This window comes from Bradyrhizobium sp. BR 1433 (assembly GCF_051547665.1).
Classification (GTDB): Bacteria; Pseudomonadota; Alphaproteobacteria; order Rhizobiales; family Xanthobacteraceae; genus Bradyrhizobium; species Bradyrhizobium australafricanum.
In genome coordinates this window covers 6,610,504-6,623,185 of record NZ_JBPUGG010000001.1, presented here as the reverse complement: position 1 = coordinate 6,623,185, position 12,682 = coordinate 6,610,504, and the positions used below count along the sequence as shown (strand labels likewise).

At 65.6% G+C, this 12,682-nt stretch carries 10 protein-coding genes; 7 read left to right on the top strand and 3 right to left on the bottom strand.

The window, feature by feature from the left end; translation table 11 throughout:
* The first annotated feature begins 118 nt into the window (after positions 1 to 118).
* The 5 genes from ACSKB9_RS31870 (at position 119) to ACSKB9_RS31850 (ending at position 4,468) form a co-directional block, all read left to right on the top strand.
* Positions 119 to 1,864: an adenylate/guanylate cyclase domain-containing protein gene (locus ACSKB9_RS31870; protein WP_410469703.1), complete on the top strand. Its 1,746-nt coding sequence runs from the start codon at positions 119 to 121 to the stop codon at positions 1,862 to 1,864.
* A 162-nt stretch (positions 1,865 to 2,026) separates the two neighbouring features.
* Positions 2,027 to 2,254, top strand: coding sequence for a hypothetical protein (locus tag ACSKB9_RS31865; protein WP_028342505.1), 228 nt, complete (start codon positions 2,027 to 2,029; stop codon positions 2,252 to 2,254).
* A 208-nt stretch (positions 2,255 to 2,462) separates the two neighbouring features.
* On the top strand, positions 2,463 to 3,662 hold the full coding sequence (locus tag ACSKB9_RS31860; RefSeq protein WP_438078063.1) for a molybdopterin-dependent oxidoreductase: 1,200 nt from the start codon (positions 2,463 to 2,465) through the stop codon (positions 3,660 to 3,662).
* Between the two features lie 11 nt (positions 3,663 to 3,673).
* The gene (locus tag ACSKB9_RS31855; protein ID WP_050386875.1) at positions 3,674 to 3,985 is read left to right on the top strand and encodes a c-type cytochrome; all 312 of its coding nucleotides are present in this window, start codon (positions 3,674 to 3,676) and stop codon (positions 3,983 to 3,985) included.
* A gap of 282 nt (positions 3,986 to 4,267) precedes the next feature.
* Positions 4,268 to 4,468 carry a cold-shock protein gene (locus tag ACSKB9_RS31850; protein WP_057019268.1) on the top strand — a complete coding sequence of 67 codons (201 nt, stop codon included), beginning with the start codon at positions 4,268 to 4,270 and terminating at the stop codon, positions 4,466 to 4,468.
* A gap of 212 nt (positions 4,469 to 4,680) precedes the next feature.
* On the opposite strand, the gene ACSKB9_RS31845 is transcribed toward ACSKB9_RS31850, so the two are convergent.
* The 3 genes from ACSKB9_RS31845 to ACSKB9_RS31835 all read right to left on the bottom strand — a co-directional run bounded on the left by ACSKB9_RS31845 (position 4,681) and on the right by ACSKB9_RS31835 (position 8,167).
* On the bottom strand, positions 4,681 to 6,750 hold the full coding sequence (locus ACSKB9_RS31845; RefSeq protein WP_438078060.1) for a tetratricopeptide repeat protein: 2,070 nt from the start codon (positions 6,748 to 6,750) through the stop codon (positions 4,681 to 4,683).
* A gap of 209 nt (positions 6,751 to 6,959) precedes the next feature.
* The gene (locus ACSKB9_RS31840; RefSeq protein ID WP_438080492.1) at positions 6,960 to 7,583 is read right to left on the bottom strand and encodes a hypothetical protein; all 624 of its coding nucleotides are present in this window, start codon (positions 7,581 to 7,583) and stop codon (positions 6,960 to 6,962) included.
* Between the two features lie 119 nt (positions 7,584 to 7,702).
* Entirely contained in the window at positions 7,703 to 8,167 is a 465-nt protein-coding gene (locus ACSKB9_RS31835; RefSeq protein ID WP_438078058.1) for an Lrp/AsnC ligand binding domain-containing protein, read from the bottom strand.
* A gap of 114 nt (positions 8,168 to 8,281) precedes the next feature.
* Here ACSKB9_RS31835 and putA point away from each other — a divergent pair, with 114 nt between their 5' ends.
* The gene (gene putA / locus ACSKB9_RS31830) at positions 8,282 to 11,290 is read left to right on the top strand and encodes a bifunctional proline dehydrogenase/L-glutamate gamma-semialdehyde dehydrogenase PutA (protein ID WP_438078056.1); all 3,009 of its coding nucleotides are present in this window, start codon (positions 8,282 to 8,284) and stop codon (positions 11,288 to 11,290) included.
* 171 nt (positions 11,291 to 11,461) lie between these two features.
* Positions 11,462 to 12,667: a CaiB/BaiF CoA transferase family protein gene (locus ACSKB9_RS31825; protein WP_438078054.1), complete on the top strand. Its 1,206-nt coding sequence runs from the start codon at positions 11,462 to 11,464 to the stop codon at positions 12,665 to 12,667.
* The last annotated feature ends 15 nt before the right edge of the window (positions 12,668 to 12,682 follow it).

Genomic DNA, 12,682 nt, shown 5'->3' with positions numbered 1-12,682 from the left:
GGCGCGCTTTTTGTTCGACTCTTAACGGAGTGTCAACGTGCCGCGCGGCCCGCTCTCACGGCTGGTCCGGACCCGCGGTGGTGTTCAGCGCGGGAATTAACCACTAGACTTGCCGATCATGAATCACATGGCCTCCCCCTCGCGCGAGCACTTGCAGGACATGGCCCGCGGTATCGGCCTGCGGCAGGTCCGCATCGTCACGGGGGCGATCATGTTCGCCTACCTGACCAGCCATTTCCTCAACCACGCGCTCGGCAATATCTCGACGCAGGCGCTGGCGATCGGGGTCTACTACCACACCGAGTTCTGGCAGTTCCTGCCGGTCGCGATCGTGTTCTACAGCGCCTGCCTGGTGCATACCGGGCTCGGCATCTGGGCACTCTATCAGCGCCGCGAGTTCCACTGGAAGGCGATCGAGCCGCTGCAACTCACGCTCGGCCTCAGCATCCCGATGCTGATCGTCGCCCACGTCGTCGGCGTACGGCTCGGCCAGACCCTGTACGGGCACGAGAAGCTCTACCCCCAGGAGCTGTACACCTTCTTCATCGCCTCGCCGAACCGGCTGTGGCAGATGCTGGCGGTGCTGGTGATCGCCTGGGTGCATGGCTGCATCGGCCTGTATTTCTGGCTGCGGCTGCGTCCGTTCTTCAAGCGCGCCGCGCCGTTCCTGCTCGCCGGAGCCGTGCTGATCCCGACCCTGGCGATGCTCGGCGTCTACCAGGGCGGCCGCGCCACGGTCGCGGATTATCAAGATCCCGACTGGCGGCGCGAGGAGCTGTCGGTGCAGAAGCTCGGCACAGCGGCGCAGGGGAGCACACTCGAGAAGATCACCGACGGCCTGACCATCGGCTATCTCGGCCTGCTCGGCCTCGTGCTGCTGGCGCGCGGCGCGCGGGCCCTGCTGGAGCGCCGCGGCGGCATGATCGCGCTGTCCTACGGCAACGGCCGCACGCTGCGGGTACCGAAGGGATTGAGCGTGCTGGAAGCGAGCCTGCGCTACAACGTGCCGCATGCGAGCGTCTGCGGCGGCCGCGCACGCTGCTCGACCTGCCGCATCCGTATCATCGGCGACCACGCCGGATTGCCCGAGCCCTCGCCGCGCGAAGCCTTCGTGCTGCACCGGGTCGGCAATGACGATCCGTCGATCCGGCTGGCCTGCCAGTTGCGGCCGACCGCCGACCTGAATTTCTTCCAGCTGTTCCTGCCGAGCACGACATCGGCCAACGCGCACGCCGCCAATCCGGCACGGGTCGGCCAGGAGCGCTATCTGGTCAGCATGTTCGTCGACATGCGCGGCTCGACGCAGCTTGCCGAGAAGCGGCTGCCGTTCGACACCGTGTTCATCGTCAACCGCTTCCTCGGCGCGGTGTCGCAGGCGGTGCTGGAAGCCGGCGGGCGGCCCAACCAGTTCATCGGCGACGGCATGCTGGCGCTGTTCGGGCTTGCCACCGACCGGCAGGTGGCCTGCCGCCAGGCGTTGCGCGCGGCGGCGCTGATCGCAACCCATATCGACGAGCTGAACCAGTTCCTGAGCCACGATCTGCGCGAGCCGATCCGCTTCGGCATCGGCATCCATGGCGGCGAGGTGATCGTCGGCGATATCGGCTATCGCGACCACATGGTGTTCACGGCGCTCGGCGATGCCGTCAACGTCGCGGCACGGCTGCAGGACATGACCAAGGCGCTGGCCTGCGAGGCGATCATCTCGGACGAGGTGCGCGTCACCGCCGGGCTGGCCGACGATGCCCTGCCGGCGCAGGAGGTCGCGATCCGCGGCCGCAACGAGCCGATGACCGTGCGCACGGTCGAAAAGACGCAGCTCCTGTCGACGCTGGTCGACGACCGGCGTGCCGTCGCGGCCTGACCGGTTCATCTCCGCTTCAGCCCAATGTGACCTGCTGCACATCCGACGGTGCGTTCAGCAGAGATGCTCGAACGTGCCCGGTGCCGGATGCGACTGACTGGCGATGGGTAACACTGCAACCGCGCCGCGACAGAGCTCAACGCGCATCCGAAGGAGAAGACCATGTTTCGCAAAGTCACGCTCGCTCTCGCCACTGCCGCAACCCTCGGTGCCGCCGCGCTGGCGCCGACCGCAGCTTCCGCCAAGCCGTTCTTCTGGCATCCGCATCACCACCACTTCTGGGGTGGCCCGGGCATTGCCGTCGGCTTCGTCGACTCCGGCTGCTACGCCACCCGCCTGGTGCTGACGCCCTACGGCTATCGCTATCGCACCGTGAACGTCTGCTACTGATCGAACCTTCTACTTGGATGGAAACGCCCCGGTCGTCCACGCGACCGGGGCTTTTCGTTGTTGCGACGCAACGCTGCGAAAGCTCAATTGACTCGCGATTGTCAGGTGCGACATTTGGACCGCGCGCATTCCATGATGCGAAGGCGCGCAAGGCAATCTGGGCCTGGTGATGACCGGCTCACGACAGAACAGCTTCGGAGGAAGCGGGATGCTCGATCGACGAGACTTGATGAAGCGCGCCGGATTGGCCGCTTTGGTGACGGGGCTGGGATCAAGGGGCGCATTCGCCCTCGACACCGTGACGCTGCCCTTTGGCAATGGCGAGCGGCCGCTCGTGCGCTACCCGCAAAAGCGTCCGATGATCGGCCTGACCGCCCGTCCGCCACAGCTGGAAACGCCGTTTGCGGTCTTCAACGACGGTCCGTTCACGCCGAACAATGCGTTCTTCGTCCGCTACCACCTCGCCGACCTCCCCTACAATCTCGATCCGGACAAGTTCACGCTGGAGGTCAAGGGCAAGGTCGACAAGCCGCTGAAGCTGTCGCTGAAGGACATCAGGAAGCTGAAGGCGACCGAGATCGTTGCCGTCAACCAGTGCTCTGGCAACAGCCGCGGCTTCTTCAGTCCGCGCGTCGCCGGCGGCCAGCTCGGCAACGGCGCGATGGGCTGCGCGCGCTGGCACGGCGTGCCGCTGAAGACCGTGCTCGACATGGCTGGCGTGCAGGCCGGCGCCAAGCAGGTCACCTTCAACGGCATGGACGGCCCTGTCAGCGACAAGACGCCGGATTTCGTCAAGGCGCTCGACATCGACCACGCGCGCGACGGCGAGGTGATGCTGGCCTGGGGCATGAACGGCGAGGACCTGCCGTTCCTCAACGGCTTCCCACTCCGCCTCGTGGTGCCCGGCTATCACGGCACCTATTGGGTGAAGCACCTCAACGAGATCACCGTGATCGACAACGCGTTCGAGGGCTTCTGGATGAAGTCCGCCTACCGGATACCGGATACGCCGAACAATGCGGTCGAGCCCGGCACCGCACCGAAGGCGACGATCCCGATCAATCGCTTCACGGTGCGCTCGTTCATCACCAGCGTTGCCGACGGCGCCAAGCTGAAGGCCGGCCGCACCATGCTGCGCGGCATCGCCTTCGACGGCGGCAAGGGCATCAAGGAGGTGATGGTCTCGACCGACGGCGGCAAGAGCTGGACGCCGGCCAAGCTCGGCAAGGACCTCGGCAAATACGCCTTCCGCGAATGGAAGTTGCCGGTGAAGCTCGCGGCCGGTCCCGCAGAGCTGAAGGTGCGCGCCACCAACAATGCCGGCGACACCCAGCCGATGGATCCGTTGTGGAATCCGGCCGGCTATCTGCGCAACGTCGTCGAAACCGTGCGCGTCACCGCAGCGTGAGGAGAAGCATCATGACCAGCAAGCTGCTTCCATCCCTCGCCGCGATCGCTGCGCTGTCGATCGGCGCCGCCATCGCCGCGCCCGTGAACTACACGGTCCCCGAGGAGACCGCGGCCTTCAAGCCGGGTCCCAACCTCGAGGTCGTGCAAAACAACTGCACCGCCTGCCACTCGGCCGACTACATCAAGACCCAGCCGCAGGGCGAGAAGTTCAAGAAGGATTTTTGGCAGGCCGAGGTGACCAAGATGATCAAGGTCTACGGTGCGCCGATCGACGAAGCCGACGTCGGCAAGATCGTCGAATACCTCTCCGCGACCTATTGAAACGCGGCCGGTCGATCCCCGCGTGCCGGCCGAAAGGCAGCGCGCGGGACGATCGATCCAGTTCGGTACATTGGAACCGGTTCGTTTTTGCAGCGCATCAATTGACCACGAAACGGGCAATCCGGCGTAAAACCCCCGCAAAGCGGGTTGTTTCCGGTCAAAAACACACCGTCGTTTGATCTACCCAGCTTTTTTCAAACTGCTATCCTGTCGTTGCGGACAAGCCGGTTTTTGCGGGGACCGACTGGTCTGTTTTCGATTGATTCCGCGGAGACGACTGGAATGCCCAAAGGTACAGTGAAGTGGTTCAACCCGACCAAGGGTTATGGATTCATCCAGCCCGCATCGGGCGGCAAGGACATTTTCGTTCATATTTCAGCAGTTCAGAAGGCTGGCCTTCAGACCCTCAACGAAGGTCAGTCGGTTGAATACGAAGAGATTGCAAATCGCGGCAAGACGTCAGCCGAAAATCTCAAGGTCTAGCGTCACAGCGCCAGATCCGGCGGCGCACTCTCGGACGCCATCCGGGAGTGGGGGCCGATCCACACACCAGACAACGTGACGTTCGGCGGGGCGGGCACGATGCCCGCGCGCCATGGCGTTGAACTATATGGCGTTGAACTATTTCGGCGGCCACCGCTCGCGCGCCGACAACTGCCTTTTGCGCGGGAAGCGCGCGGCTGCGCATTGCAGCATCACAGGCACGTGCCGCTCTGGCCGTTGCCGCACGGCACCCGCTTCGACAGCTGCTGAACCTTGCGCTTCGACTCGGCCTGCGCCAGCACGTCGAACACGCTTGACGGGGTGAGCTGCGTGGCCTTGCGGAAGTCCTCGGTCGCCTTGTCGACATGGTTGAGCGCCTCATGCGCCTTGGCGCGGGCGAACAGGCCCTCAACCGTCTCCTTCTGCGCGATCGCCCGGTCGAGATCCTCGACCGCCTTGTCGTAGTTGCGCAACGCCGACCAAGTGATGCCGCGCAATGTCAGCGCCGGCTGATAATCGGGCCGCGCAGAGAGGATGAAGTTGAGATCCTTCATCGCGTTATCCGGCTTCTTCAGCCCGAGATAGGCCCGGGCGCGCAGCACATGCGGGAAAGCATCGTTGGGCGCCCGCGTGATGATCTGGTCGAAGGCGGCAATGGCGCGGTCGTACTGGGAGGAAGTCAGCATCGCGAGCCCGCGGCCGAGCTGTGCCGTCGGATTGTTCGGGCTTCGCTCCAGCACAGCGTCGATATCGACCAGTCCCTCATCTGCGCGGCCCTTGAGCATCAACGCGAGGCCGCGCCACGATTTGGCGATCAGATTGGTCGGCACCAGCGCCAGCGCCTGATCGAAATCCAGGAGCGCCTTGTCGAGCTGGTTGAGGCCGATATGGGCGAGCCCACGCTCGGTGAAAGCGAGCGTCTCCTTGGGATTGAGCGAGATCGAATGATCGTAGTCGGCGAGCGCGTCCTGCACCTTGCCGGTGCCGGCCTTGACGAGGCCGCGCGCCAGATAGGCCAACGAATTGTTCTGATCGAGCGCGATGGCACGGCCGGCGTCGGCCATCGCTTGATCGAACTGCCGGGTGCCGGCGGCATTGAGCGCGCGGGACGCCAGCAGCTGCGGATCGTCCGGCTTGAGCTTGAGCAGGGCATTGAGATCGTTGCGCGCGTCCGCCGACCGGCCGAGCTTTGAATAGGCCAGTGCACGCAGGCGCAGCGCAGCCTCATTGCGGGGATCGCCGCCCAGCACCTGGGTGAGATTGGCAACGGCACCTGCGTAGTTGCCCTGTGCGACGAGCTGCTTGGCCTGCTCGACCTGCTGGTTACCCGCCGCCGGCCCGGCTGGCCGCGCTGGCGACGCGCCTGGAGCCGGTGCGGTCTGCGGCGGCGCGGCGCCGCCTGCTGCCTTGGCGAGCTCGGCCTGCATCGTGACCGCCTGCTGGCGCTGCTGCTGGATCTCCTTGTTGTCGGGAAGCACCGTCAACAGCCGGTCGAAGTCGGCAATCGCGCGGGCATAGTCGCCCTTGGCGCTGTAGAGCTGGGCACGGGCGAAATAGGCGTTGCGCTCGGCCTGCGGCGCCTGCGCGATCGCGCGCGAGAAATCCTCGATCGCGCGATCCATGTCGCCCTTGCGGCGATAGGCCTGACCGCGCCAGTAGAAAGCATTCGGGGTGCCGGCGTTGACGGCAATCGCGGTGTTGGCGTCGGCCAGCGCCGCATCGGGCTGTCCGGATTCGACATAGGCCCGCGCGCGCCCGACATGGGCGGCGGGGAGATCCTGCCGCAACGTGATCGCCTGGCCGTAATCCGAGATCGCATCGCTCCAGGCGCGCTGGTCGGCGCGCAGATTGCCGCGCGCCAGGAAGCCGAACGGGTTCTTCGGTTCGAGCTCGATCGCGCGATCGAAATCGGCGCGGGCCTGATCCAAGCTGCCCTTGCGTTGCTGGACATAACCGCGCGCGATCAGCGCCGGCACGAATTGTCCATTCAGCTGCACCGCCGCTTCGGCATCGCTGAGCGCCTGATCGATCTTGCCGCGCGCGATATCAAATCGCGAGCGGCCGGTGAAGGCCTTGGTGCGGTCCTCCGTGGAGCGTGCGGTATCGTTGATGATGCCCGAGCACGCCGCCTCGGCCTTGTCCGTCGGCGGCCCGCCGCAATCCTCGACATCGCCCGCACGGGCAGGACCGGCGAGTACAGGCCAAAGCAGCGCAAGCGCCAGCAGCTGTGGGAAACGAACGCCGCCGCTGGCGGCATCAATGCAGATCGAACGTGAACGCATGTGGTAGCCTCGGGTTGACCGAATGCTGCCGGTGTTAACGCGTCACTTGGTTCTTATGGTGATCGGCACTGAACGTATTTTTTGGAACCATATCGTGCGAAGCTATTGTTCGAATCCTGGCATTCGGTTCCCAGCGTCACGCGGAACGCTATCCCTGCGATCAATGAGGATGGAACAGCGCGGAACGCGCAGCTGCGACGCTCAGCCGTTCAATCTTCCGTCACCCATTTGGCGACGGTCATGACATCAGGCGGTTGCAGATAGCCGCGGGGCCAGAGATCGACGGCCCATTCCACCTTGGTCGCGCGCTCGACGAGGACGGCGGTGTTGTGCGGCGTTTGCGCCAACGAAAATCCGCGGTAGTGGGGATCCCCGACGTCATGAAACCTGAACAGGTTCCACGCCTGCATCACCAGCATCAGGCTGGTCGTGTTCCGCGTCGTGTCCCAGCAATCATAATTGTGCTTGTCGTCGTTGGCGCGGAAATCCGCTTTCGCCACGCGCTTGTCGGTGCCGAGGATCGGCCCCATGCGCCGGTCGAACCAGATCACGGCCTTTTGCACGGCCGCGCGTTCGGCGGCGGCATTGGCACGGCCCGTGGCCATGATCCTGGCCAGGGCCGCCCGGTCGGCCGCGCTGAAGTCGAGCATCTCGCGACGCCGGCAGACGAAGCCGTAACAGACGGTCATCCCCGTGGCCGACGGCGGATAGATCGAGACCGAGGTGTAGAGCTGCATGATGCCGGAGCTGAGCTCGGCCGCGCGGACCGGCATGGCCGATGGCAACGACAGCATGAGCACAGCAAGCGCGCCGGCAAATCCGGCCCGCTTCATTCGTATCGGCTGATCAGCATCTTTCATGAACCACTGCCCCAACTCGACCAAAGGATTATCGCGGGCGTGTCGCGATGCCAAGACATCCGGCGCATGGCTGTGGATCGGATCGGGGCATATCAGCCGACCGGCAGCGGCGCGTCGCGCTTGACTTCCTCCATCACCGCGTAGGTTCGCGTCTCGCGCACGCCCGGCAGCGCCAGCAGGGTCTCGCCGAGAAACCTGCGATAGGCGGTCATGTTGGCGACCCGCGCCTTGACCAGATAGTCGAAGCCGCCGGCCACCATATGACACTCCAGCACTTCCGGCGCGGTCTGCACCGCCCTGGCGAACTTCTCGAATACATCGGGCGTGGTCTTGTCGAGCAGCACCTCGACGAACACCAAGAGACCGAGGCCAAGCCGGTGCGGATTGAGCCGCGCGCCATAGCCCTCGACGAAGCCGTCGCGCTGCAGCCGCTTCAGCCGTTCGCCGACCGAGGTCGGCGACAGGCCGATCCGTTCCGCCAGTTCCACATTGGCAATCCGGCCATCCCCTTGCAGGATCGAGAGGATTCTGCGGTCAGTCTTGTCGATCTCTGTCATATCTGCGGTAATTCTCTAATTGGTCCTCATTTTCTAAGGCAAATCTGCTAATTTGTCTATCGAACTACGGTTCGCTAGCGCGTACGTGTTCCCACACAATCTCAAGGAACCGCCATGCCAGACCCGTCGCCGCCCCCGCCCCCGTTCAGCGCGCCCTACGCGCCCGACGACGCCGTCATCGCCGCCCGCCTGCGCCAGGATGCAACGCTCGGCGCGGAGGCGGAGGCACGGATCGACCGCACCGCGACGCGCCTGATCGAGGCGATCCGGGCCAATGACGATCCGCTCGGCGGGGTCGAGGACATGCTGCGGGAGTTCGCGCTGTCGACCAAGGAAGGGCTGGCGCTGATGGTGCTGGCGGAGGCGCTGCTGCGGGTACCCGACGCGCGCACCGCCGACCAGTTCATCGAGGACAAGCTCGGCCAAGGCGACTTCGTCAACCACGAGACCAGATCGAGCGCGTTCCTGGTCAACGCCTCGGCCTGGGCGCTCGGCATGTCGGCGCGCGTGATCCAGCCCGGCGAGACGCCGCAGGGCACGATCGGGCGGCTGACCAAGCGACTCGGTGCGCCGGCGGTGCGCGCCGCGACACGGCAGGCGATGCGGCTGATGGGCAGCCATTTCGTGCTCGGCGAGACCATCGAGGCGGCGCTGTCGCGCGCGCAAGCGCACACCGCGCGCGGCTCGCGTTATTCGTTCGACATGCTGGGCGAAGGTGCGCGCACCGCCGACGATGCCCATCGCTATTTCGAATCCTACGCCCGCGCCATCGATGCGATCGGCAAAGCGGCCGGCGATCAACCCCTGCCCGACCGGCCCGGCATCTCGGTGAAACTCTCCGCGCTGCATCCGCGCTTCGAGGCGGTGAGCCACGCGCGGGTGATGACCGAGCTGGTGCCGCAGCTGATCGATCTCGCGCGCCGCGCCAAGGCGTTCGACCTCAACTTCACCGTCGATGCCGAGGAGGCCGACCGGCTGGAGCTGTCGCTCGACGTCATCGCCGCCGCATTCGCCGACCCCTCGCTCGCCGGCTGGGGCGGCTTTGGCCTCGCGATCCAGGCCTATCAGAAGCGCGCCGCCGACGTCATCGACTATGTCGATGCGCTGACGCGTGCGCTGGATCGCAGGATGATGGTGCGCCTGGTCAAGGGCGCCTATTGGGACACCGAGATCAAGCGCGCGCAGGAGCGCGGGCTCGACGGCTATCCGGTGTTCACCCGCAAGGCGATGACCGACCTGAACTACGTCGCCTGCGCGCGCAAGCTGCTGGCGCTGCGGCCTCGGCTGTTTCCGCAATTCGCCACCCACAACGCGCTGACGGTCGCGACCATCCTCGAACTCGCCGACGATCCCTTGAGCTTCGAATTCCAGCGGCTGCACGGCATGGGCGAAGCGCTCTACGCCCAGCTCGGCGAGGACAGGCCCGAGATCGCCCACCGCACCTATGCACCGGTCGGCAGCCACCGTGATTTGCTCGCCTATCTGGTGCGGCGGCTGCTCGAGAACGGCGCCAACTCGTCCTTCGTGGCGCTGGCCGCCGACAATCGCGTGTCCATCGTGGACCTGCTGCGCCGCCCGGCCGAGATCGTCGGCGCCGACGACAAGGCGTCGCACGCCGCAATTCCGTTGCCGGCCGAGCTTTATTGGCCGCAGCGCGAGAACTCGCACGGCATCGAATTCGGCGAACGCAAGGCGCTCGGCGCGCTGACGTCGGCGATCGCGGCCGAACGGAAGGCTTCGCCTTCCGTCACGCCATCAACCACCGAGCAGGCGAATGCCGCCGTTGCCGCGGCGCGCCGCGGCTTCAAGGCCTGGAACGCCACGCCGGCCATAAAGCGTGCGGCGATCCTGGACAAGGCCGCGGAGCTGCTCGAGCAGCACCGCGCCCACTTCCTCGCTCTGCTGCAAAGCGAGGGCGGCAAGACGCTCGATGATGCGCTATCGGAAGTGCGCGAGGCGATCGACTTCTGCCGCTACTATGCCGCGTTGGGGCAAAAGCTGTTCGGCGAAGGCGAGACGATGCCGGGCCCGACCGGCGAAAGCAATGTGCTGGAGCTGCACGGCCGCGGCGCGTTCGTCGCGATCTCGCCGTGGAATTTCCCGCTCGCGATCTTCCTCGGCCAGGTGACGGCGGCATTGATGGCGGGCAATGCGGTGATCGCAAAGCCGGCCGAGCAGACGCCGCGCATCGCAGCCGAAGCCGTTGCCATGCTGCATCAGGCCGGCGTGCCGCCATCGGCGCTGCATCTGATCCAGGGCGACGGCGCGGTCGGCGCCGCGCTTGTGGCGCATCCCACCATCGCCGGGGTCGTCTTCACCGGCTCGACGGAGGTCGCGCGGTCGATCAACCGCACGCTCGCCGCCAAGGACGGCCCGATCGTGCCGCTGATCGCGGAAACCGGCGGCATCAATGCCATGATCGTCGACGCCACCGCGCTCCCGGAGCAGGTCGCCGACGACGTCGTGACCTCGGCGTTCCGCTCCGCCGGCCAGCGCTGCTCGGCGCTGCGGCTGTTGTTCGTGCAGGACGACGTCGCCGACCGCATGATCGAGATGATCGCGGGCGCCGCGCGCGAATTGAAGATCGGCGATCCCTCCGAACCGTCGACGCATATCGGACCGGTGATCGATGCCGACGCCAAGCAGCGGCTCGATGCGCATATCGCGCAAATGAAGCAGGAGGCGCGCGTGCATCTCGCCGGCGAGGCGCCATCAGGCAATTTCGTCGCGCCGCACATCTTCGAACTGTCGGCGGCCGGGCAATTGAAGGAAGAGGTGTTCGGCCCGATCCTGCATGTGGTGCGCTACCGCGCCGACAAGCTCGGCGAGGTGCTGAGTGCGATCGAGGCGACCGGGTTCGGGCTGACGCTCGGCATCCATTCCCGCATCGACGACACGATCGAGCACGTGATCGACCGCCTCCAGGTCGGCAATATCTATGTCAACCGCAACATGATCGGCGCGGTGGTCGGCGTGCAGCCGTTCGGCGGCAGCGGCCTGTCCGGCACCGGCCCCAAGGCCGGCGGCCCGCATTACCTCGCGCGCTTCGCCACCGAGCAGACGATCACCATCAACACCGCCGCCGCGGGCGGCAATGCGGCGCTGATGGCGGGGGTGGAGTAATACTCATCACCGACATGTCATTCCGGCATGGTGCATGGGCGCCAGGTCCGGAATGACTTGGTTGCATCGTGCCCCCCAGATGGGTCAAATGGCGGTCCGATCGGGATCATTGCTTGCGATAATTCCAGCTACCGGAAAAACACCAACAAGCGCCACGGGAGCGACGGCACGATGGAAAAAGGCATTTTTGACGGGCTCAAGGTCCTGGACTGCGCGAGCTTCATCGCGGCACCCGCGGCCGCCACCGTGCTGTCCGACTTCGGCGCCGACGTCATCAAGATCGAGCCGCCCGGTGCCGGCGACCCCTATCGCAATCTGCCCAATCTGCCCGGCTATCCATCGAGCGAGCACAATTTCGCGTGGATGCTGGAGGCCCGCAACAAGAAGAGCCTCGCGCTCGACCTTACCAAGCCTGACGCGCAGCAGGTGCTGTACAAGCTCGTCGCCGAGGCCGACGTGTTCATCACCAACATGCCACCGCAGGTGCGCACAAAGCTCGGCATCACCTACGATCATCTCGCCCATCTCAACGATCGGCTGATCTACGCCTCCTTCACCGGCTATGGCGAGAAGGGCGAAGAGGCCAACAAGCCCGGCTTCGATTCCAACGCCTATTGGGCCCGCTCCGGCCTGATGGATCTGGTGCGCGCGGACGAGGAGACCACGCCGGCCCGTTCGGTCGCCGGCATGGGCGATCACCCCTGCGCGATGGCGTTCTACGGCGCGATCGTCACCGCGCTGTTCCAGCGCGAGAAGACCGGCAAGGGCTCGCATGTCTCGACCAATCTCATGGCCAACGGCGTCTGGGCCAATGGCGTGCTGGCGCAGGCCAAGCTCGCCGGCGCCAAGTTCAAGAAGCGCAAGCCGCGCGAGGAGGCGCTGAACGCGGTCACCAACCACTACAAGTGCAAGGACGGCCGCTGGCTGATCCTGTCGCTGCTCAACGAAGACCGGCAATGGCCGACGCTGGCGCGCTGCATGGGTCGCGAGGACCTCATCGCCGATCCGCGCTTCGCCACCAAGGCCGACCGCCATGCGCGCTCGGTCGAGCTAATCAAGATCTTCGACGAGGTGTTCGCCGGCAAGGACCTCGCCGAATGGCGCAAGATCCTCGACGGCAATGGTCTCGTATTCGGCGTCGTCGGCATCCTCGACGACATCCCGAACGACAAGCAGATGATCGAGAACGAGGTGCTGGTGCGGTTCGAGAACGACACCATGCTGACCGTCAACAGCCCGATCTTCATCGACGGCGCGAGGAAGGTGCAGCCGCGCAAGCCGCCCGAGGTCGGCGAGCATTCCGACGAGATCCTGCGCCAGGCCGGCTACGACGAAGCCACGATCCAGAAGCTGCGCGCGTCGGGCGCGGTGGCGTAGCGGATCGATCTCCGT